We start from the raw sequence: 20,006 nt of genomic DNA, 5'->3' as shown, positions 1-20,006 counted from the left end.
GACGATGAGTAGTACGCCTGCCCTGGACCTGTTTGCCTCCGCTCTGCTCTTCCATCCCGACGGAGACGTCCGTGCCGCCGAGCGTCAGATGGCCGGGAGCGACTCCGACGCGTGGCAGATCGCGACCTTCCACGTGGAGACGGACGCTGAAGTGCACGCCGACCACTGGGAGATGCACCCGGAGGCGGAGGAGGCGGTGTGCTGTCTGGCGGGCGGCGTGCGCCTCTACTTCCGCGCGCCCGCCGGGTCCGGTGAGCCGGAGGAGATGGTCCAACTGCCCTCCGGTAACGCCGCGATCGTGCCCCGGGGGCGCTGGCACCGGTTGGAGCTGGACGGCCTGAGCGACCTCATGTCGATCACGCTCAGGCGCGGCACGCGGCTTGAGAAGCGCGCCGATGCCGGTTGAGGGGAGTGTGGGTCAGGGGCCGGTGCGCTGCTCACCGCGCCGCCACCCCCGCCCGGTCCTCGGCGCAGCTCGGGCAGCGGCCCGCCTCCGGCCCCCGGTACGCCCGGTCGTAGGTGTCGCAGTTTTGGAGGGGGTGGATCACCGGTGGCGTGGTGTGTGGTGGGCGGAAGGGTGGCAGGGGTGGGAGCTGGGTCACCAGGCGGTGGGCCAGGAAGGCCGCCGGGTGGTGGATCGGGTCCGGTGGGAGGTCGCGGGTCAGGGCGTGGCGGGCCGCGTCGGCGGGGGCTTCACGTTCGAGCCAGGCCGCGACGCCCGGGGCCAGGTGGGCGGTGTCCTTCGCCGAGAGGAGGAGGCGGGGGTCGGCGCGGTGGAGGGTGGTGAGGAGGGCCGTGGCGCGGTCGATGAGGGCGGGGGCCGACGTCGACGGGTGCGGTACGTGGAGGGGTTTCGGCGGGCGCTTCGGGCGGCTGGGGGCCGGGGCCGCAGCGGGAGTCGGGCGGGCGCCCGGGTGGTTGCAGGAGATCGTGCGGGTCGTGACCCGGCCCTCGGGGGTGCGGCGGCGTTCGCGGCGCAGGTAGCCGTGGGCCTCAAGTTCCCGCAGGGCGGCGGAGATTCGCGTCGTTCCCTCGGGGAAGAGGGCCGCGAGGGTACGGATGTCGACGCGGGCGCCCGTCGGCAGTGACTGGATGTGGACCGAGAGGCCGATCGCCGTGAGCGAGAGTTTGCGGTGCTGGGCGAGGTGGTTGCCGATGACCGTGAAGCGGGCGGCGATCCGGGTGTTGTCGTGAAGGACCCCGGCAACGGGAGACTGCGCGCATGCGGGCGCGTTAGGGTGCTGCGTATCCATCGGGAAGGTTCTCTCTTCCTTGGTGGTCAGGCCCTCGCAGTGGGATGCCAGTCCCGGCGGGGGCCGTCTCATGTCTTCGGTTGTGTTGGGCGTGAGCGTATGGGGCGCAACCCGGCTTTGCGCAAGCTGAGTTGGGTTCGTTCACCCGACCGGGTGGCGGGAGGAAAGGTGGGGATTGGGTTGGGTCCTTTTCCCCCCGTCGTTCTTTGTTGGTTGATCGGCCGCGACACCGTGGTGCGGGTTATTGGTCGCCGGTCGCGGCTCATCCGCGTAGCCGAATCTCCGCCCAGACCGTCTTGCGCGGCGCCGGGCCCGTTGCCACTCCCCACCTGTCCGACAGCGCCTGTACGAGGAGCAGGCCTCGGCCCGAATCGCTGACCGCTGGCAGGAGGTCGGCGCGGGTGTCCGTGATCTCCGTGCGCAACGTGAACTCCGTTACGTAGAGCGCCACGCGGAAGTCGCGGCCGGGTACGCGACCGTGTGTTGTGGCGTTCGTCGCCAACTCCGCCACGATGTGCGCTGCCGCGTCCAGGTCCAACGGGAGGTCCCACGAGCGGAGTTGTTCCGTCACCAGGAGGCGCGCGAGACGGGCTCCGCGTGGTGTGGGGGACAGTTGGACGTTGAAGTGGTGGGTGATGCGCGGAAGTTCGGCCGCTTCTTGGGTCATGTCACTCAGCGTGGTCGCTTCCGCTTACAGTTCGGAGTGACTTGGCGGTTGCGTACGGTGACTGTCCAGGGGTTGTCCAGGGCTGTACGGGCTGTCCAAGGGGCGTGGGGCGATGAGCGGGATCACCGGGAGTGAGTGCGGGTCCGAGTCGGAGGACCCGGGGTGGGACGTCGACCCGGACGATGCCGAGGGGGTGGCCCTTGTCGCCACGGCCGGGCGGCAGTTGCGCAAGTGGCGGGAGGCCGCCGGGCTGCGGGTCGGCGAGTTCGCCGAGGCGATCGGGTACGGCGAGGGGATCGTCTACAAGGTTGAGGCGGGCAAGCGGATTCCTCGGCCCGAGTATTTGGACAAGGCGGACGAGGCGCTTGGGGCGCGCGGCATTGTGGCTGGGCTGAAGGACGACCTGCGGGAGGTCCGGTACCCGAAGAAGGTGCGGGACATCGCGGGGATGGAGGCGAAGGCCGTCGAGCTGTCGGTGTACGAGAACCACAACCTGAACGGTCTGCTGCAGACCCCGGAGTACGCGCGTGCGCTGTTCGAGATGCGGCTGCCCGCCTACGAGCCCGATGCCGTCGAACGGGCAGTGGCCGCCCGCCTCGCCAGGAAGTCCGTCTTCGAGAGATGCCCTGCACCAGCGCTCAGCTTCGTCCAGGAAGAGGTGACGCTCCGGCGGCCCCTCGGGGGCAGAATGGTCATGCGCCAGCAGCTCGAACACCTCATGGAGCTGGGGCGGTTGCGCACCGTTTCGATCCAGGTGATGCCGACGAATCGCGAGGAACACGCCGGAATGCAGGGCGAGTTGCAGGTGCTGAAGTTCAGTGACGGCACGGCCGTGGGGCGCTCGGAAGGGGCGTTCAGCGGGCGGCCGGTCAGGGAGCCGAAACAGCTCCGCATCCTCGAACTGAGGTATGGCATGATCCGGGCCCAGGCTCTCACGCCAGGGGAGTCGCTGGCCTTCGTCGAGAAAGTGCTGGGAGAGACATGACTCGCAAGATCTCCGCCGGGACCTCGTCCGAACTGGCCTGGTTCAAGAGCAGCTACAGCAGTAGCAGCAGCGAGGCTGATTGCGTCGAGGTCGCCCACGCCCCCGGCGCCGTCCACGTGCGCGATTCCAAGAACGCCGGGAACTCCTACCTCACCGTCGGCGGAGCCGCCTGGGTGGACTTCCTGCAAACGCTGGCCGAGTCGTGAACCTGGCCTGGTTCAAGAGCAGCTACAGCAGCGGAAGCGACGACCCCAACTGCGTCGAGGTCGCCCACGCCCCCGGCGTGACCCACATCCGCGACTCCAAGCACCCCCGGTCCCCCCACTGCACCGTCAGCGGCGCAGCCTGGACCGCGTTCCTCAGGGGCCGCGCCGAGGGCTGACCCTCCGTACCCCCCACACCGCCAAGCCCGCCGCGGCGACCGGCGCCAGTCTCCGCGTGACGAAACCCGTGCCGTCCTTGCCCAGGCCGTGGCCGGGCAACAGGCCTACGCGCATGGTGAGTTCGCGGTTGGAGATGTCGCGGAGGAGGGCGCGGAGCTGGTCGACCGTCGAGTTGCCGGCGACGATCAGTTCCAGGGCGCGGCGGGCCGTCTGCTCGCGGGAGAGGACGTCGCGGGCGAGTTCGACCATGACGTCGGTGAGGGCGTCCTGGAAGACGTCGAGGGCGGAGAGCTCGGGGGCGATCCGGCGGACCGAGCCCTCGATGTTCGTAATGGACTTGCCGAGCATGCCGATCATGGGGCTGGTGCGGATGCCCCGCTGGGCCGCGCAGCGCAGGACGTCGGTGAGGGCGATGCCGAAGTCGAGGTCTTCGAGGGCCGCGGAGGTGATCAGGGGGACCAGGCGTGTCATGTCCTCCTGGAAGCCGAGGAGGTCGGCGAAGGGGGTCGCCCGGCCCATCTCCGTCCAGGCCGACGCGAGGCCGCGGGCGTCGTTCTGGGCGAGGCTCGTGAGGACCATGATGCCGAGGGAGCTGAGGTTGCGGTCGATGCGGCCGACCATGCCCCAGTCGATGAGCGTGGCCCCGTGCTCGGGGTGGACGAAGACGTTGCCGGGGTGCGGGTCGGCATGGAACATCCGGTCGACGAAGTAGCCGCGGTACATGAAGGCCAGCAGGTCGCGGCCGATTCGGAGGCGTTGGGTGGACGAGAAGGTGGAGAGGTCCGCATTGTTGAGTGAGGCGCCCGGGGCCATGCTCTGCAAGAGGACCCGGGGTGTCGCCAGATGGACGTCGGGGACGTGGATGCGCTTGAAGTCGCGGGCCATGCGCCGCGCCTGCACCATGTGCTTCGCCTCGGCCGTGAAGTCCAGCTCCGGCCGCATGCAGTCGAAGATCGCCTGAAGGGTCGCCTCGACGTCGAGGACCGTGTCGATACGGGGGACGGCGCGGCCCGCGATCCTGGCCGCCCGCCGCAGATGGGTCATGTCGGCGTACACGCGGTCCCGGGTGCCGGGCCGCTGCACCTTGAGCACGGCGGTCCGGCCGTCGGCGAGGACCACCCGATAGACCTGCGCGAGGGAGGCGGAGCCGAGCGGGGTGTCCGTGTCGATCTCGCGGAAGCGGTCCCGCCACCGCCGGCCGAGCTCCTGGCACAGGACCGGCTCGAAGACGTGGAACGGTTCGCTGTGCACGGAGTCCTGGAGGCCCCCGAGTTCGGTGAGCACCGCGTCGGAGACGACGTCGGAGCGGGTGGCCAGGATCTGGCCGACCTTCACCCAGAACGGGCCCAGCTTCTCGATCGACTCCCGGATCCGCCGGGCCCGGCGGCGCTGCCCGGCCAGTTCCGTCCGCTCCACGTCGATACGTTCACGGGAGGTGAGGACGTCCGTCACGAGCAGGGCCATCAGACGGGCCATCGCACGGTTGCGGCCCGCGCTCACCGCAGCAGACCCTTTGGCAGGGCCTCACGCGGCAGGCACGCCGCCAGCAGGTCGAAGATCGTGTCCAGCGTGCAGTCCGTGTCGGTCGTCTCGTGCCGCACCCGCAGCCGTTCACCGGCCTGCAAACGCGCGCGCAGCTCCGGAAAGGACACCGTGGTGCCGTCGGCGGCGTCCGTCAGTACACCTTCCGCCGTTCGGATCAACTCCCGTACGGGGGACGGGGGTTGCTCGTCCGCCGTCACGGGTTGTACCTGCCGAACAGCTGCGCCCCCGCCTCGACCTCGTCCCGAACGGTGAAGTACAGGGCCAGCGCGTCGAGGAACTCCGCCCTGGTGATCCGGCCGTCGCCGTCCACGTCGATCTGCTTGAAGCCCCGGTTGAGGTCGGCCGGGTGCAGCTTGGGCCCGAAGACCGTGCGGTACTCGGTCATGTCCAGGTGGCCGCTGTGGTCGCTGTCCACCGCGTCGAAGACGGCGCCCATCGCGTCGAGCAGCCCGCTCCACAGGCCGAGCGCCGTTCCGTCGGCCCCGGCGAGCGGCGCCGCAAGGAACTCGGCCCGGGAGACGCGGCCGTCGCCGTCCGTGTCCAGTTCCGCCGCCAACTGTTCCCACCAGGCGTAGAAGGCGTCGTAGACCACCTGTTCCGATGCCTCGGTGAGTTCCAGGGGCCAGCAGACGCCGCGTGCCATCGCCCCGAGGTCCTCACGGGTGAGGTGGCCGTCCCCGGTCTGGTCGAGGACGTCGTCGAAGAAGCGGCCCACGCGCACCGGGCGCGGTTCCCCGGCGCCCCGGCGCCGCCCGGCCGGTGCGCTGCGCCGGGTCTGGCCCGGGATCAGCGGGCCGCCCCGCATCGCGGCCGTCGCGAGCGGCAGGTATTTGCGGTCCGCCCGCTGTGTGCCGAGCACCCTGCGGGCGGTGCCGTGCAGCAGCCGGGACAGGGCGCGGTCGCGGCGGCGGGCGGTCACACCGAGGGTGCGGCGGTACGGCTCCGGCAGGTCCGCGCGCAGGACGCAGCCCATCACGGCGCCCGCGAAGACCCGGACGACGTGCCACAGCGGCGCCGGGCAGCGGGCGAGGAAGGACGGCGGGGGCACGGTCGCGTACAGGGCGCCCATGAGGTGGCGCGCCTCCGTGTTGTCCTCCAGGACGCTGCTGAGCATGGCGTCGACGTGGCCGCGGCAGGCCACGAGGTCGCGCGGGACGGCGCTCTCGTCGATGCCGAACGCGAGGATCACCGGCCGCCACTCGTCGTACAACCGGGCCTCGTCCGCGGGGGACAGCGGGTGGCCGGCGAGCCGTTCCATCGCGACCATGGCGTCGAACAGCGTGAGCATGATCCAGGTGCGGCTGGGGTCGTGGAGACCGTCGTAGCGGCGGCCCTGGTCGTCGGTGCCGTTGATGTGCCGGTGTACGCGCCCGATGCGGGCCACCTCGCATTCGCGGGTGTTGGCGTCGCCGTAGACGAGGCGCATCAGGCTGTCCAGCGTGAGTTCGAGCCGGTGCAGTGGGCGGGTCCGGTACGTGGAGTGCTGGGCGAGGGCGGCGCCGCCGGCGGGGAGCGCGGCTTCGAGGATCAGGGCCCGGCCGGTGACGAGCAGCATTCTGCGCTGGCCGAACAGCTGCCAGCACAGTGAACCGGGGCCGGGGAGCTGGCGGTTGGTCACGTGGAACCTCCTGCGGTGCGGCCTGCGGCGCCTGGTGGCACCGCCGACACACTCCCTGCGGAGAGCCTTCTGTAAACACCGGCCTTTTGCCTTCGCTTACGTTCCCGAGCGCGTCGGAGGTCGTCGGAAGCCGCCGCTCCGGCATGGGGCAAAAGGTGTGTGAACTCTTAAACCACCAATATTTAACGGGAGTTCGGGAGGCGATGACTACTCGTTCGAGGGACGCTGTGCGGTGCGGATTTTCATCTGCACATAGCTGAGAGGCCGTGGGGGTAGGACGGCTCTGCCCATCGAGTGCAGCCGATACAGCGAGTACAGCGAGGCGGATGTGCATGATCGACACGCAAGTCATCGAAACCCTGAAGACCACGAGCAGGACGTTCTTCCTGCCCATCATGCGGCTGGACGGAGACCTGCGGGACACCGTCGCCGCCTACTACCTCGCCAACCGGGCCCTCGACGAGATCGAGGACCATCCCGCGCTGACCCCCGACGCCAAGATCGAACTGCTCGGCGGCATCAGCCGACTGCTTCAGCGCGAGAGCCTCTCGGCCGCGGATGCCGACGCGCTGATGCGACCGTATGAGGACCAACTCCCACCCGTTACACGGCAGTTCCACGACTGGGCGGTCCGCCTCCCGGCGCCCGAGGTCGCGCCGCGCCTGTGGGACTCCCTCGCCACGCTCGCCGACCGCATGGCCGACTGGGTGCGGGCCGACTTCCGGGTCCGGAACGTCGCGGACCTCGACCGGTACACCTTCGCCGTGGCGAGTTCCATCGGCATCACGCTGTCCGACCTGTGGGCCCGGTACGCCGGGATCGTCACGTCGCAGTCCGGCGCGGTGGCCTTCGGCCGCGCCGTGCAGGCCGCCAACATCACCTGGAACCACGCGGACGACCTGGAACGCGGTGTCGACTTCTTCCCGGTCGGCTGGACACGGTCCGACATGTGCGCGTACGCACACCGCCACCTGTCCGCGGCGGACGCGTACACGGACTCCGTGCCCCCGGGCCCCGTCAAGGACTTCTGCTCTCTGACACTGGACATCTGCCGCACCACCCTGGACGCGATCCAGCAGGGCACCACCGTGGACAGAACCACGATCTCCGCCCTCGCCGACCGGTACACGATCCCCACCCAGTACCTGCCCCACCCGACGGAAAGCCCGTGAACCCCGACGAGGGGCTTGGCAAGCCTGGTCGCGATTCACGTATCTGAACGTCGAGCAGGTGCGCCCAACCGACACCCGCCTCGTGAGTGGGCTCGACGCCGGCTCCGTCTGATCGTCGATCTGAGCGCGGTGACCTTCGCGGACGGCAGCATCCTTGAACCGCTGTGCGAGGCACGGGCCGACAGCCGGGCGCGGCACGGTTGGACCCGGGTCGTCCACACCAGCTCGGCGCCGCGGGGAGGAAACCGCTCACGGATCGAGGAGCAGGACACTCCGCGGCGGCCACAGCGGGTTCCCGTACGAGCCCTGCGGGGCGTCCCGCCACCCCCAGGACCGCAGTGCCGCATGGGTCCGTACGTCGTCCCGGTCGACCAGCGTGATGCCCCTGGAGTGACCGTGGTCGACGAGGAGCCGGCGCTGCAGACGCCGGGCCAGATTCCAGCCCTGATGCGGGGACTGCACCCGCGTCCGACGCGGGACCACGATTTCGCGGACTTCGAAAAGCCCCGTGCGCAGCGGGAAGCCGTAGGCGCACGCCGTCATGCTCGGGTTCTCCGCGACCAGGAGGCCGAAGCCGGGACGCCGGATGTCGATCACCAGGCGACGTAGGAAGGCGCGCGTCGGCCGGTCACATTGGCCCGCCTCCGCACAGTAGTTGGCCGCGTACAACGCGCCCAGTTCCTGGAGCCGATCGGCGATCTGTCCCCGGGGCAACGGATGAATCCGCTCCGCCTCCAAGGGAGAGGGGTCCTGCTCCCTGTGCCGCGGGGGCGCCGGGTCGGCGGACGGCCGCACCGCACGCCTGCTCATGAGACCAACTCGCGCCCTGCGTACGGCAGCGGCCGCGGAAAAGCCCCTGACGGAAATCCGCAGAACATCGTCAGGGGCCACTCCGGCGAGAGAACGCGCTCCCCCCTCGGCGTCTCCTCGCTTGCCTCGTCCCCTGCGACTCCTGAACGCGGGAGTGCACCGGTGGTGGCTGTCCGGAGGGGCGCGGCGCCGAAGCCGCGCGTGTGGAGATCGCGGGTCCGGCCGTTTTCGGGACCGCACCCGGGGGCGCGGGGCACGTAAAGGGTGAACCTACCCGTCATCAGGCTCGACTTGCGGCTGCTGTTCTTCTGGATCGAGTTGTTGGGGGCGAGTTGGGACCCGGCCCGGCGCGGGGGCCCGCACGGCCCCGTCGATGGTTCGGTGCGAGGGGGCATGGATGCGGCTCCTGCCGACTGCCGTGCGTGGACCTGGCCCGACGGTACGGAGAGAGTCACCCACCGTACTCCTGCCCGACCGGAAGCGGACGGGACGTACGCTGGCGCCACCGGGTGCTCCTCGTACGCCGACCCCGTCGGTGTCGCTTCCGGCGCGCCACGACACCGGGCTCGCCGTCACGTCGGCCCGTAGAAGGGTGTGCGTCATGAACGCACCCGCCGCCCACCGCAGTTCGACAACCTCCGGTCGGCCCGACGCGTACCCGCCCGCCCGACTGGCCCTGCGCCCGCCGACCTTCCCGCCGGGGCCGGTGTGCGGAGCCTGGTGGCCCCGCACCGACGACCTGGCCACCGAACTGGCCGCCCTCACCGATGTGTTCGACGCGTCACGTGGACTCGTGACCCGGATCGCGTCCAGCCGGGGAAGCTGGCGGAAGGAGCCGCGCATCCTGCCCGTGACGGGCCACACGGTCACGGCCACCTGGTGGTGCGCGTCCGGCTTCGACCCGTACACGATCCGGCTCTTCTCCCACGGTGCCGGTCGCTGGGACCTGCTCGTCGTGCCACCGCACACCGGGGCCGACGCGGCCGCCCGGCTGATGCTCGCGGCGGCCGACCCGGCGCTGCGTCTCACGGGGACCGCGTTGCTGGCGGCCGAGGGCGCCTCCACCGGTTGACGGACCGCCGTGGACAGGCGCGGCCGTACTCCGCACCGGCCCCGGCCGCAGGAGTACTGTTGACGTACCAAGGGCATTTCGTACTCCGGCACCCACGCAGGTCTCGTCCTCGGTGAGCAGTGACCTCGGGGACGCTTGCCGCGTCGCTCCGAAGACGGGTTCGCATGATGACCGCGACCACCACGTCCATTCACACCGCCCTTCCGCCTCCGAGTTCCGCCGCGCGTGTGGCGCTCAAGTCCCCGACAGGCCGAGGCCTGCTCGACGGCGCGTGGTGGCCTCGTTCACGCGACCTGGCCGCCGAACTGCCCGGCCTGGCGGATGCACTCGATCCGCTGTGGGGCCGGATCACACGCGTCGCCGTCAACCCGATGCTCTGGCCCGTCGTCCCGCGCAAGGTGACCGTCCACAACCGCGTCATGAGGATCGGTTGGTTCACGCCCGAACTCGACCCGCACAAGCTGCTGTTGCTCTCCAACGGGGCCGGACGCTTCGACGTTCTGGTGATCCCGCCCGAGACGGATGCCGCGAGCGCCGCCCGGCTCATGCGCGCCGCCTGCGCCACGGACGGCCCCCCGCTCACCGCCACCGATCTCATGGCCGCCGAAATCGCGCACCTCCGTGACGCCGCCGTACTCGACCGGCCGCAGAGCGCGCAGGAGTCGTGGGAGTACGAGGGCGGTGCGACATCCACCCACGCCCTCCCCACGGCCGCGGGGCGGTGAGGACCATGGACGCCGCACTCATCGCAGCCGCACTCCTGCTGCTGATCACCATCGGTGCCTACCTGATCCACCGGCTCAACGCGCAGCAGGGGGGAACGACCACCCGGGCGCGCCGCCACCGCGACCGCACCACGCACAAGCCGGCCCACTGAGTCGGGCCGGGGCGGAGGGACCGCGAGGGGAGTCCGGATGGACGAGGTGTATCTGCGCAGGCTCACCCGATGGCAGGCCGAACAGCAGCGGGAGGGGATCGCCGATGTGTACGTCACGGCGTACCGCGGTGCGGCCGGGGCCGAGTACCGGGACCGGGCGAGCTTCCTGGGCCGCTTCGAGCAGCATGTTCGGCACGACGGGTTCGACATGACGGTCGCCGACGCGCCCGGACTCGTCGGCTGCGCCTACGGGTACCGCCTGGAGCGCGACGGGGCATGGTGGGCGGACCTCCCCGTCGAGGTGACACGGCAGACGGAGGAACTCGCCGCGTCCGGACGGGTGTTCGCGCTGGCCGAGCTGATGGTGTTGTCCGGGCACCGCCGCCACGGTGTAGCGACCCGCCTCGGCGACCTGCTGCTCTCCCGCCACACCCAGGACCTTGTGGTGGCCGGTGTGGGCGGGAACAGGCGCGCGGCCGGCGTCGGGCAGCTGCTCCGGGCATGGGGCTGGAAGGAACTGCCCGCCTCGGGGCCGGGCGCCGGGGAGTCGGGCCGGGAGGTGTGGGCGCGCGGGCCCCTGCGGTGAGCGGCCACGCTGCGCGAGCGGCCGCGACCAGCCCGCCCCCTGACCGGCGCAACAGAAACTGCGCCACCGCTGAGGACACGTCAGGCTGCCATTGATCCGACCGGAGGTGTTGCATGGCAGCGGGCGCACGGGTGCGACGCGTTCTTCTGGGGGGCCTCGTCCCCCTGCTGGTGGTGGCCGCGACGGCGTGCGGCGGGGCCACGCGGACCGACTCCGACGTGGGTGCGCACCCCGAACACCGGCCCTCCGGCGGGCCGTTCGCGCACCCGGGCGTCCTGGTCGGCAAGGGACAACTGGCCGCCGTCCGTGACCACGTGGCCCGGAAGCAGGAGCCGTGGATCTCCGCGTACAAGGAGATGAGCGACAGCAAGTACGCCGACCTCGACTACAAGGCCAAGCCGTACGCGACCGTGGAGTGCCCCTTCGACGCCGAGACCGGGCAGGGCTGCGTCGAGGAGCGGGAGGATGCCATCGCGGCGTACACGCAGGCGCTGCTGTGGAACGTCACCCGCGACAAGGCGCACGCCGCCAAGGCCGTCGAGATCATGGACGCCTGGTCGGACAAGGTCACCGGGCACACCGCGGACAACGCGGGGTTGCAGGCCGCCTGGGCCGGCACGTCCTGGGCGAAGGCCGCCGAGCTGATGCAGTACACGTACAAGGACTGGCCGGACGGGCAGGAGCTGAAGTTCCAGCGGATGCTGCGCGAGGCCTATCTGCCCGAAGTGCGGGGCGGATCCGCCGACTTCAACGGCAACTGGGACCTGGTGATGGCCGACGCGACGATGAGCATGGCCGTCTACCTGAACGACCAGTCGGCCTTCGACCAGGCCGTCGGGCACTTCCGCGCCCGCGTCCCCGCGTACTTCTATCTCTCCAGCGACGGGCCGCTGCCGGTGAAGCCGAAGGGCAGCGACATCGACACCCCGAAGGAACTGCGGACGTACTGGTTCGGGCAGAAGACCTTCAAGGACGGGCTCGCCCAGGAGACCTGCCGCAACTTCAAGCACGCCAGCTACTCCCTCGCCGCCACCTCCCACATGGCGGAGACCGCCTGGCACCAGGGCGTCGACCTGTACGGAGAGGTGAAGGAACGGCTCGCCGCCGCGCTCGAACTGCACTCCAAGTACCAGCTGGGCACCAAGGCCCCGTCCTGGCTGTGCGGCGGCAAGGTGCAGCGGGACATGGGGCCCGACACGGAGGTGGGCCTCCAGCACCTTCAGGGGCGGCTGAAGATGGACCTCCCGCAGACCGAGAAGCTCACCCACAAGCAGCGGCCGGAGGGTACGGACGACCTGTTCGTGGCGTGGGAGACCCTCACGCACGCCGCCGCGTGAACGGTCACGGGAAGCGATTCGCGTTCACTCCCCCTGATGGCGTAGAGTTGTGAACACAACGGCGCGGGGTGGAGCAGCTCGGTAGCTCGCTGGGCTCATAACCCAGAGGTCGCAGGTTCAAATCCTGTCCCCGCTACTGAAGACCAGAGGCCGGAATCTCACTGAGATTCCGGCCTCTGGTCATTTGTGTTCCGTTTCCGCCCCCGCCCGCGCGGTCACCCGTGTTGCGCACGTCACGTTCCCCACCCGTACGGCCCACCCCTGCTCGCCCGCACGCCCCCGTGCGGGAACTCTTGGTGAGACGCCGGAAGCTGGCAGGGAACGGCAGGAGACGAGTGGTGGGGCAGCGAACAGGAGGCACCAGCGGGAGACGGAGGCGGCACGGCTCCGACACCGTGAGCACCCGCCTCTTCCTGCGGCTGCTGCCCCTGCTGCTCATCATCGGCGGTGCGATCTACGAGTACGTCACCCCCAAGGGCTTTCCCGGCGCCCCTTTGTTCAGCGCGGCGCCACTGGTCGCCGCCCCGTTCTTCTCGCTCGGCGCGACGATCCTGACGGGCGTCGTGTCGATCGTTGCGATCACCGCCGTGCACCTGCGCTTCACGGAGAACCTCGACTCCGTGTTCGTCACCGAGGTCGTGACCGTGGCCACCGTCTGCGTCCTGGCCTGTGTGATCAACCGGATCGTGTACCGCGGTTACGAGCAGCTGGCCTCCGCCCGCGAGATCGCCCAGGCCGCGCAGCTCGCGGTGCTGCCCCGGCCGCCCCAGCGGCTCGGCGGCTTCGTGATCGCGGCGCGCTACGAGGCGGCGCAGGCCGGCGCGTTCATCGGCGGTGACCTGTACGCGGTCCAGGACACTCCGCACGGCATCCGGATCATCGTCGGCGACGTACGCGGCAAGGGCATGGGCGCGGTCGCCGCGGTCGCCGTCGTCATCGGCGCGTTCCGGGAGGCCGCCGAGCAGGAGGGCTCCCTGGAGGCCGTCGCCCAGCGCCTGGAGCGGGCGCTGGCCCGCGAGGGCACCCGGCGCAGCGGCATCGACGACTTCGAGGGCTTCACCACGGCCGTGCTCGTCGAGATCCCGCACGGCGTCGAACTCGTCCGCGTCCTCAACCGCGGTCACCCCAGCCCGCTGCTGCTGCTCGGCGACGGCACCGTACGCGCACTCGACCCGTGCCAGGCGGCGCTGCCGCTCGGCATGAGCGAACTCGGCAGCTGGCCCGACCGGGCCGTCGAGGCGGCGTTCCCGTCCGCGGCCACGCTGTTGCTCTACACCGACGGGCTCTCCGAGGCGCGCGACCCGAGCGGCCGCTTCTACGATCCGGCGGCCCGGCTCTCCGGACGCGTCTTCCCCGGACCCGATGAACTCCTCGCGGCCCTCGCCGTGGAGGTGCGCGCGCATACCGGCGGCGGGACGAAGGACGACATGGCGCTGCTCGCCGTGCGGCGGGGCTGAGGGGCGGGGCTGTTGGGCGGGCCCGAGTTTCTTGATCGTTGTTACCTGTGGTAGCCGACCGTAGTCGAACGGCGCCGCTCCGCATAACAATTGACGCACCATCACTTGCGCGGACGTTTGCGAGGCTCTGCCAACTCGCCCCGATCCGCCCGCTCGTGTCCCGATAAGTCCTGGCCAGAGTCGTGAACGATCAGTGGGAAGCGCTTGGAATTATTGTCTGCTGTCTATTAACGTTCGATAACGCAGCGCGGTCGTCCCAGCCGTCACAAGAGACAGCTCCGTGCGCACACGCTTAATCCCGCAAGGGAACCGGGGAACCATCAACTTGGGGTGAATCGGACATCGTTGAAGCTCGCGATGTCGGTAGGAGACCTTCCTGCTCCGAACCCGTCAGCTAACCCGGTAGGCGAGAAGGAAGGAAAGGAGAGCGCCCCCGTGGCGTCGAACCGGCCTGCCCCAGACTTCTTCTACGGACCCGAAGACGACTTCGGCGTCGAGCAGGAGACCTGGGAGGAGTGGAATCCCACCGAGGAGTCCGTCTCCCCCGTCCGCGGCAGGCATCGCACAGCCCGCCGCCGTGGTGGATTCGCTCGTAGCTCCACTGTTCTCGGCGTCGGCGTGGTCGCCGCCGTCGGTGCGGGCGGCATCGCCACCGCACAGGGCGGCAAGCCCGCGGTCCACATATCCATGCCCGACCTGTCGGCGGTCAAGGACTCGCTGCCCGCGGCCAAGTCGCTGCCGGGCGTGGGCTCGTTGATGTCCGACGGCTCGGACTCCGATTCCGACTCCGGCGCCACGGCCTCCCCGCTGAGCGGCGCCGGTATCACCCAGGCCGAGGCCGCCGACGGGCAGACCGGCGCGGGCGAGGCGCTGCGGGCCCGCATCATGCAGCAGGCCGAGACGCAGCAGGACGCGGCCGACGCCACCGCGAAGCAGGCCGCGGAGGAGGCCGCCGCGAAGCAGGCGGCCGTCGAGGCCGCGGCCAAGCAGGACGCGGCCAAGGCCAAGGAGCTCGCCGAGAAGAAGAAGGCCGAGGCGGAGGCCCGCCGCAAGGCCGAGGCCGAGCGCCTCGCCAAGCTGGCCAAGAGCTTCAAGCTCCCGGTCGCCTCGTACACGCTCTCCGGCACCTTCGGCCAGCCCGGCTCCATGTGGTCCTCCGGGTACCACACGGGCCTCGACTTCGCCGCCTCCACCGGTACGCCGATCCGCGCCATCCACTCCGGCACGGTCACGGAGGCCGGCTGGGCGGGCGCGTACGGATACCGCACGGTGCTCACCCTCGACGACGGCACCGAGCTGTGGTTCTGCCACCAGTCCTCGCTCAATGTCAGCGCGGGCCAGAAGGTCAGCACCGGCGATGTCATCGGCCGCGTGGGCGCCACGGGCAATGTCACCGGGCCGCACCTCCACCTGGAGGTCCACCCCGGCGGGCAGTCCACCGGCGTCGACCCGGCGTCGTGGCTGCGCGAAAAGGGCCTCACGCCCTGAACACGTGAACTCCGGCGGTCCTGGCGCTCACCCCCCGACGTCAGGGCTGCCGGTTTGCCCATTCCTGGGTCTCTTGAGGCGATTTTCGGCGCGGTCGCGGAATACCGTATTCCGTACGGGTGTTGAGTCGGGGCATGACTTCCTCTCCTTCTCTGCGCAAGCTCGGCACCTCCGACCTCGAGGTCTTCCCGCTGTCCCTGGGTGGCAACGTGTTCGGCTGGACCGCCGACGAGGCCACGTCCTTCGAGGTGCTCGACGCGTACGTCGCCGCGGGCGGCAACTTCATCGACACCGCCGATGTGTACTCGGCGTGGGTGGACGGCAACCGGGGCGGTGAGTCGGAGACCGTCATCGGCAAGTGGCTGGCCTCGCGCGGCCGCCGCGACGACGTCGTCATCGCCACCAAGGGCGGCCACCACCCGGAGTTCCAGGGCCTGTCCGCGGCCAACATCAAGGCCGCGGCCGACGCCTCCCTGAAGCGCCTCGGCACCGACCACATCGACCTGTACTACACGCACTACGACGACCCCGAGGTGCCGGTCGAGGAGATCATCGGCGCCCTTGACGAACTGGTGAAGGCGGGCAAGGTACGCCACATCGCCGCGTCGAACATCTCCGCGCAGCGCCTCCAGGACTCCCTCGACCTCTCCGACCGCGAGGGCCTCGCCCGTTACGTCGCGCTCCAGCCGCACTACAACCTAGTCTCGCGCGACACGTACGAGGGTGAGCTGCAGGACGTCGCCGCGCGCGCGGGCCTCGGGGCCGTGCCGTACTACGCACTCGCGGCCGGCTTCCTGACCGGCAAGTACCGGGCGGGCGTCAAGGTCGACAGCGCGCGGGCCGCCGGTGCGGGCAAGCACCTGGAGACCGAGCGCGGGCAGAAGGTGCTCGCCGCCCTCGACGAGGTCGCGCAGGCGCACGACGCCGAGATCGCCACGGTCGCCCTCGCCTGGCTCGCCGCGCAGCCCACGGTGACGGCGCCGATCGCGTCCGCGCGGAAGGTCGAGCAGCTTCCGGGGCTGCTCGCGGTGGCGGACGTGGAGCTGACACAGGCGGAGCTCGACCGGCTCACGGCGGCGTCTCAGTAGCGGTACGGGTTGTCGTAGGTGTACGCGGTATATGTGGTGTAGGCGGGGTGCTGCGCCGGGGGGCCCGCGTACGCCGGGGGCAGCCACATCGGCGTCGCGATCTGGGAGCCGTACGCGAGCGCCGGGCGCGCGGAGTGGCGCCGCGCCCACAGTGCCTCCAACAGCTCCCGTTCCCGTACGACGTAGTCCGCGCCGGCCCTGCCTCTGCGGCCGCGGTGGCGAAGCAGCGCGAGGGATGTCGCGAGGTCCTCGTACTCGGCGACGGCCGTCGCGGCCGGCCGGCCGCCGTAGTGCGTGGCGAACTCGCGGGCCAGGCGCCGCGCCTTGAGCGAGCCGAGCGCGAGCGGGTCCGGCGGGGCGAGCCAACCCGCGGCGACGTAGGCGGGCAACTCCTGGCGGATGGTGCGCAGCTCACGCTGGCGTACGTACACCGCGAGCCAGGTGAGCACGCCGAACACCGGCACCATGAACGCGGCGTACACCGCGAAGAAGCCGTACTCGCCGAACGAGGACGAGCCGTTCCAGAACGCGTGCATGCCCATCGCGGCGAGCAGTCCCGCGAGCGGGAGCAGCATCCGGCGCAGTCGGCCGCGGCCCGGCGCCATGGCGGCGGCGATGCCGAAGCCGATGCCGGTGAGGACCGTGAACAGCGGGTGCGCGAACGGGGACATCACGACGCGCACGAAAAAGGTGGCGGCGGTGACCGAGGTCAGGCCAGGACCTGTGCCGGCGAGCTGGTCGGTGCCGAAGGCGTTGCCGAGATAGAGGATGTTCTCGGTGAACGCGAAGCCGGTGGCGGTGACCCCGGCGATGACGACGCCGTCGACGATTCCGGTGAAGTCCCGTCTGCGGAACAGGAAGACGAGCAGCACGGCCGCCGCCTTCGCGGACTCCTCGACGACCGGGGCGATGACGGTGGCACCGAGGGTGTCGGCGCTCGACGGGTCGGCGGTCGCGGTCTCGATCCAGCGGGTCGCGAAGCTGTTGGCGACGATCGCTATCAGCGCCGCCGCGCAGGCGCCCCAGGCGAAGGAGAAGATCAGGTTCCGCCAGGGTCCCGGCTGTACGCGGTCCAGCCAGCGGAACGCGGATATGAGGAGGGGGACGGGTAGCACGGCGAGCCCGAGCCCCACCAGGAACCCCTCGGTGCCGGTCTGCTCGCGGACCAGGGCGAGGATCACGGCCCCGGAGACCGCGAGCAGCGTCGCAAGCGCGGTGGCCCGCACGCCCTTCCGCTCCCACCAGCGCCGATGCGGAACCGCGCCGCTCGGGTGTGCGCCGAGGACGTGGTCCTGCGGATGCGGATAGACGGGATACGAGGCCACCAATTGACCCTAACGAGGGATACGCCGCGCCGCGACGGGGCGTATCGAGCACTTCGAGATTCAAGCCCCTGCGGCGTTTGAGCAGCGTGGTCCGGGGCGGAGCCCCGCGGCCGCAACGCCGGTTCCCGCTCAGGGCCGGAGGCCTCGGCGGAACAGCAGGTCGTGCACCACGTGGCTCTTGTCGAGGCCCTTGCCCTCGAAGCGGGTGAGCGGACGGAACTCGGGCCGAGGCGCGTACCCGCCGCCCTCAACCGTGTTCTCGTAGTCGGGATGGGCGGTCAGCACCTCGAGCATCTGCTCGGCGTAGTCCTCCCAGTCGGTGGCGCAGTGCACGATCGCGCCGGGCTTGAGCGGGCCGGCCACCAGCGAGAGGAACTCGGCCTGGATCAGCCGCCGCTTGTTGTGGCGCTTCTTGGGCCAGGGGTCGGGGAAGTAGACGCGCAACCCGTCGAGACTGTCGTCCGGGAGCATGTCGCGCAGCAGCACGATCGCGTCACCGTTCGCCACCCGTACGTTGTCGACTCCCGCGCGGGCCGCCAGGTTCAGCAGATTGCCCTGGCCGGGCGTGTGCACGTCGACCGCGAGGATGCCGGTCGTCGGATCGTCCTGCGCCATCTGCGCCGTGGCCTCGCCCATGCCGAAGCCGATCTCCAGGACGACGCGCTCGACACCGGGGAACATCTCCGCGAGGTCGAGCGTGCGCCGCCCGTCGATGTCCAGGCCCCACCTGGGCCACAGCCGCTGCAGGGCGTCCGCCTGCGCGTCGGTGACCCGGCCACGGCGTGGCTGGAAGCTCCGGATGCGGTGCTCGTGGTGCGACTCGGCAGGGTCGGGCCGCGGCCCCTCGGGAAACCGGGGCTCATTGGGGCGGGCGGCGGACACGGAAGTTTCAGACGACTCAGACACAGTGCGACGATTTTACGGGCACCCGGACGTGGGTCGGTCTTTCACTTTCAAGCCCCTGCGGCCATTCAAGCCCCGCCGGCGCTTGAGGCGCGTCTTTTAAGCCCCTGCGGCGATTGAGGCGATCAAGCCCCTGCGGCGATTGAGCAGCGGGGTCCGGGGCAGAGCCCCGCGACCGCAACCCCGGCGCTGCCTCACAGCAACGCGAGGACCCGCCCCGCGATCTCCCGCCCAATCGGCAAAGCCGCCGTCGCCGCAGGCGAAGGCGCATTCAACACATGAACCGCCCGCACACCTTCACGTATCAAAAAGTCATCCACAAGCGTCCCGTCCCGCAACACCGCCTGCGCCCGCACCCCCGCCGCCACCGGCACCATGTCCTCCGCGACGACCCCGGGCACAAGCCTCCGCACCGCCTTGGTGAACGCCGACTTCGACAACGACCGGTGGATCTCCCCGGCCCCGTAACGCCAGTGACTGCGCGCCATCCGCCACGACCCCGGCCAGGCCAACGTCCCGCCCACCTCGCGGGGCCGCACGACCCCCCACCCGTAGCCCTCACGCGCGAGCGCCGGCACCGCGTTGGGCCCCACGTGCACGCCGCCGTCGATCCCCCGCGTCAGGTGGACCCCGAGGAACGGGAACGCCGGATCCGGCACGGGGTAGACGAGCCCGCGCACCAGGTCGGGACGGCCGAGCTCGAAGTACTCGCCGCGGAACGGCACGATGCGCATCTCCGGGTCGTCCCCGGTCAACCGCGCCACCTCGTCGCACCGCAGCCCCGCGCAGTTGACGAGCACCCGCCCGCGCACCACGTCCCCCGCTCGCGTCCGCACGGCGATGCCCCGGTCCGCGCGCCGGTCGACCTGCACGACGTCCGCCCCGTACCGGATCTCGGCCCCGGACGCCTCGGCGAACCGCTCGGCGACCGCGCTGTAGTCGACGATCCCCGTCGTCCCCACGTGGATCGCGGCGAGGCCGCGGACCTCCGGCTCGTACTCCTGGATCTGCGAGGCGCCGAGCTCGCGCACCGGAATCCCGTTCTCCCGGCCGCGCTGTACGAGGGCGTGCAGGCGGGGCAGTTCCTCGCGCTCCGTGGCGACGATCAGCTTCCCGGTTACCTCGTGCGGGATCCCGTACTCCGCGCAGAACTTGACCATCTCGGCGGCGCCGCGCACCGCGAAACGGGCCTTGAGCGAGCCGGGCCGGTAGTAGATCCCGCTGTGTATGACCCCGCTGTTCCGCCCCGTCTGGTGCCGGGCCGGGCCTTCTTCCTTCTCGAGGACGACGACCCGGGTACCCGGCGCCGCCCGCGACACGGCATACGCGGTGGAGAGGCCGACGATTCCCCCGCCGACCACCAGTACGTCCCCGTCATACGCAGCCGCCCCCACGGGCCTCACCTCCACTCCCGACACACTCAGCATCTTGCCCGACCCC

At 70.6% G+C, this 20,006-nt stretch carries 22 protein-coding genes, 1 tRNA gene and 1 riboswitch; of the genes, 14 read left to right on the top strand and 9 right to left on the bottom strand.

The window, feature by feature from the left end; genetic code table 11:
- Nucleotides 1–4: 4 nt before the first annotated feature.
- Nucleotides 5–406: a cupin gene (locus ABT004_RS16475; RefSeq protein ID WP_351336877.1), complete on the top strand. Its 402-nt coding sequence runs from the start codon at nt 5–7 to the stop codon at nt 404–406.
- Between the two features lie 31 nt (nt 407–437).
- Here the strand turns inward: ABT004_RS16475 and ABT004_RS16470 are convergent, their stop codons facing one another.
- Complete coding sequence (locus ABT004_RS16470; RefSeq protein ID WP_351336802.1) at nt 438–1,253, bottom strand: helix-turn-helix domain-containing protein; 816 nt, start codon at nt 1,251–1,253, stop codon at nt 438–440.
- A gap of 262 nt (nt 1,254–1,515) precedes the next feature.
- Nucleotides 1,516–1,920, bottom strand: coding sequence for an ATP-binding protein (locus tag ABT004_RS16465; protein ID WP_351336799.1), 405 nt, complete (start codon nt 1,918–1,920; stop codon nt 1,516–1,518).
- Between the two features lie 112 nt (nt 1,921–2,032).
- Between ABT004_RS16465 and ABT004_RS16460 the strand changes: the two genes are divergently transcribed.
- From ABT004_RS16460 to ABT004_RS16450, 3 genes are read left to right on the top strand one after another with little or no spacing between them, the layout of a single operon-like run.
- Entirely contained in the window at nt 2,033–2,905 is an 873-nt protein-coding gene (locus ABT004_RS16460) for a helix-turn-helix domain-containing protein (protein WP_351336796.1), read from the top strand.
- The gene (locus tag ABT004_RS16455; RefSeq protein ID WP_351336794.1) at nt 2,902–3,111 is read left to right on the top strand and encodes a DUF397 domain-containing protein; all 210 of its coding nucleotides are present in this window, start codon (nt 2,902–2,904) and stop codon (nt 3,109–3,111) included. The genes ABT004_RS16460 and ABT004_RS16455 overlap by 4 nt, the downstream gene beginning before the upstream one ends.
- A complete protein-coding gene (locus ABT004_RS16450) occupies nt 3,108–3,287 on the top strand; it encodes a DUF397 domain-containing protein (RefSeq protein ID WP_351336791.1) in 180 nt (59 codons plus the stop codon). The genes ABT004_RS16455 and ABT004_RS16450 overlap by 4 nt, the downstream gene beginning before the upstream one ends.
- Here ABT004_RS16450 and ABT004_RS16445 read toward each other — a convergent pair.
- Genes ABT004_RS16445 through ABT004_RS16435 form a run of 3 tightly spaced genes read right to left on the bottom strand, consistent with a single transcriptional unit; the run spans nt 3,265 to nt 6,451 of the window.
- Nucleotides 3,265–4,788 carry an ABC1 kinase family protein gene (locus ABT004_RS16445; RefSeq protein ID WP_351336788.1) on the bottom strand — a complete coding sequence of 508 codons (1,524 nt, stop codon included), beginning with the start codon at nt 4,786–4,788 and terminating at the stop codon, nt 3,265–3,267. The two genes, ABT004_RS16450 and ABT004_RS16445, sit on opposite strands and share 23 nt — an antisense overlap.
- The gene (locus tag ABT004_RS16440) at nt 4,785–5,030 is read right to left on the bottom strand and encodes a hypothetical protein (protein ID WP_351336786.1); all 246 of its coding nucleotides are present in this window, start codon (nt 5,028–5,030) and stop codon (nt 4,785–4,787) included. The genes ABT004_RS16445 and ABT004_RS16440 overlap by 4 nt, the downstream gene beginning before the upstream one ends.
- Complete coding sequence (locus ABT004_RS16435; protein ID WP_351336783.1) at nt 5,027–6,451, bottom strand: oxygenase MpaB family protein; 1,425 nt, start codon at nt 6,449–6,451, stop codon at nt 5,027–5,029. Before ABT004_RS16435 ends, ABT004_RS16440 begins: the two co-directional genes overlap by 4 nt.
- Nucleotides 6,452–6,783: 332 nt before the next feature.
- Between ABT004_RS16435 and ABT004_RS16430 the strand changes: the two genes are divergently transcribed.
- On the top strand, nt 6,784–7,623 hold the full coding sequence (locus ABT004_RS16430; protein ID WP_351336781.1) for a squalene/phytoene synthase family protein: 840 nt from the start codon (nt 6,784–6,786) through the stop codon (nt 7,621–7,623).
- Nucleotides 7,624–7,872: 249 nt separating this feature from the next.
- On the opposite strand, the gene ABT004_RS16425 is transcribed toward ABT004_RS16430, so the two are convergent.
- The gene (locus ABT004_RS16425) at nt 7,873–8,337 is read right to left on the bottom strand and encodes a hypothetical protein (protein WP_351336779.1); all 465 of its coding nucleotides are present in this window, start codon (nt 8,335–8,337) and stop codon (nt 7,873–7,875) included.
- A gap of 697 nt (nt 8,338–9,034) precedes the next feature.
- Here ABT004_RS16425 and ABT004_RS16420 point away from each other — a divergent pair.
- The 9 genes from ABT004_RS16420 (at nt 9,035) to ABT004_RS16380 (ending at nt 16,338) form a co-directional block, all read left to right on the top strand.
- Nucleotides 9,035–9,505 (top strand): DUF5994 family protein, encoded by a 471-nt coding sequence (locus tag ABT004_RS16420; protein ID WP_351336776.1) that lies wholly within the window; start codon nt 9,035–9,037, stop codon nt 9,503–9,505.
- Nucleotides 9,506–9,669: 164 nt separating this feature from the next.
- Nucleotides 9,670–10,230 carry a DUF5994 family protein gene (locus ABT004_RS16415; RefSeq protein WP_351336774.1) on the top strand — a complete coding sequence of 187 codons (561 nt, stop codon included), beginning with the start codon at nt 9,670–9,672 and terminating at the stop codon, nt 10,228–10,230.
- A gap of 5 nt (nt 10,231–10,235) precedes the next feature.
- Complete coding sequence (locus ABT004_RS16410; protein WP_351336771.1) at nt 10,236–10,382, top strand: hypothetical protein; 147 nt, start codon at nt 10,236–10,238, stop codon at nt 10,380–10,382.
- Between the two features lie 37 nt (nt 10,383–10,419).
- Complete coding sequence (locus ABT004_RS16405) at nt 10,420–10,968, top strand: hypothetical protein (protein WP_351336768.1); 549 nt, start codon at nt 10,420–10,422, stop codon at nt 10,966–10,968.
- A 113-nt stretch (nt 10,969–11,081) separates the two neighbouring features.
- Nucleotides 11,082–12,305 carry an alginate lyase family protein gene (locus ABT004_RS16400; RefSeq protein WP_351336765.1) on the top strand — a complete coding sequence of 408 codons (1,224 nt, stop codon included), beginning with the start codon at nt 11,082–11,084 and terminating at the stop codon, nt 12,303–12,305.
- Nucleotides 12,306–12,367: 62 nt separating this feature from the next.
- Nucleotides 12,368–12,441: transfer RNA gene (locus tag ABT004_RS16395), tRNA-Met, on the top strand.
- 199 nt (nt 12,442–12,640) lie between these two features.
- Nucleotides 12,641–13,762, top strand: coding sequence for a PP2C family protein-serine/threonine phosphatase (locus tag ABT004_RS16390; protein ID WP_451192780.1), 1,122 nt, complete (start codon nt 12,641–12,643; stop codon nt 13,760–13,762).
- A 279-nt stretch (nt 13,763–14,041) separates the two neighbouring features.
- Nucleotides 14,042–14,186: riboswitch (cyclic di-AMP (ydaO/yuaA leader) on the top strand.
- Nucleotides 14,187–14,197: 11 nt separating this feature from the next.
- Entirely contained in the window at nt 14,198–15,250 is a 1,053-nt protein-coding gene (locus ABT004_RS16385; RefSeq protein WP_351336759.1) for a M23 family metallopeptidase, read from the top strand.
- Nucleotides 15,251–15,384: 134 nt separating this feature from the next.
- Nucleotides 15,385–16,338, top strand: a complete 954-nt coding sequence (locus ABT004_RS16380; protein WP_351336756.1) for an aldo/keto reductase — start codon at nt 15,385–15,387, stop codon at nt 16,336–16,338.
- Here ABT004_RS16380 and ABT004_RS16375 read toward each other — a convergent pair.
- From ABT004_RS16375 to lhgD, 3 genes are all read right to left on the bottom strand, one after another.
- Complete coding sequence (locus ABT004_RS16375) at nt 16,332–17,663, bottom strand: PrsW family intramembrane metalloprotease (protein ID WP_351336753.1); 1,332 nt, start codon at nt 17,661–17,663, stop codon at nt 16,332–16,334. The two genes, ABT004_RS16380 and ABT004_RS16375, sit on opposite strands and share 7 nt — an antisense overlap.
- A 129-nt stretch (nt 17,664–17,792) precedes the next feature.
- On the bottom strand, nt 17,793–18,569 hold the full coding sequence (gene trmB, locus ABT004_RS16370) for a tRNA (guanosine(46)-N7)-methyltransferase TrmB (protein WP_351336750.1): 777 nt from the start codon (nt 18,567–18,569) through the stop codon (nt 17,793–17,795).
- Between the two features lie 191 nt (nt 18,570–18,760).
- Entirely contained in the window at nt 18,761–19,993 is a 1,233-nt protein-coding gene (gene lhgD, locus ABT004_RS16365; RefSeq protein WP_351336748.1) for an L-2-hydroxyglutarate dehydrogenase, read from the bottom strand.
- Nucleotides 19,994–20,006: the final 13 nt, after the last annotated feature.

This window comes from Streptomyces sp. NPDC002790 (assembly GCF_040295505.1).
Lineage (GTDB): Bacteria > Actinomycetota > Actinomycetes > Streptomycetales > Streptomycetaceae > Streptomyces.
The sequence above is the reverse complement of the archived record's forward strand: the minus strand, read 5'-3'. Positions and strand labels throughout refer to the sequence as shown.

Coding starts and splice junctions, on each gene's coding strand:
- ABT004_RS16415 (WP_351336774.1), top strand. CDS start 9,670: ATGATGACCGCGACCACCACGTCCATTCACACCGCCCTTCCGCCTCCG.
- ABT004_RS16400 (WP_351336765.1), top strand. CDS start 11,082: ATGGCAGCGGGCGCACGGGTGCGACGCGTTCTTCTGGGGGGCCTCGTC.
- ABT004_RS16475 (WP_351336877.1), top strand. CDS start 5: ATGAGTAGTACGCCTGCCCTGGACCTGTTTGCCTCCGCTCTGCTCTTC.
- ABT004_RS16465 (WP_351336799.1), bottom strand. CDS start 1,920: ATGACCCAAGAAGCGGCCGAACTTCCGCGCATCACCCACCACTTCAAC.
- ABT004_RS16460 (WP_351336796.1), top strand. CDS start 2,033: ATGAGCGGGATCACCGGGAGTGAGTGCGGGTCCGAGTCGGAGGACCCG.
- lhgD (WP_351336748.1), bottom strand. CDS start 19,993: ATGCTGAGTGTGTCGGGAGTGGAGGTGAGGCCCGTGGGGGCGGCTGCG.
- ABT004_RS16420 (WP_351336776.1), top strand. CDS start 9,035: ATGAACGCACCCGCCGCCCACCGCAGTTCGACAACCTCCGGTCGGCCC.
- ABT004_RS16455 (WP_351336794.1), top strand. CDS start 2,902: ATGACTCGCAAGATCTCCGCCGGGACCTCGTCCGAACTGGCCTGGTTC.
- ABT004_RS16410 (WP_351336771.1), top strand. CDS start 10,236: ATGGACGCCGCACTCATCGCAGCCGCACTCCTGCTGCTGATCACCATC.
- ABT004_RS16470 (WP_351336802.1), bottom strand. CDS start 1,253: ATGGATACGCAGCACCCTAACGCGCCCGCATGCGCGCAGTCTCCCGTT.
- ABT004_RS16380 (WP_351336756.1), top strand. CDS start 15,385: ATGACTTCCTCTCCTTCTCTGCGCAAGCTCGGCACCTCCGACCTCGAG.
- ABT004_RS16430 (WP_351336781.1), top strand. CDS start 6,784: ATGATCGACACGCAAGTCATCGAAACCCTGAAGACCACGAGCAGGACG.
- ABT004_RS16405 (WP_351336768.1), top strand. CDS start 10,420: ATGGACGAGGTGTATCTGCGCAGGCTCACCCGATGGCAGGCCGAACAG.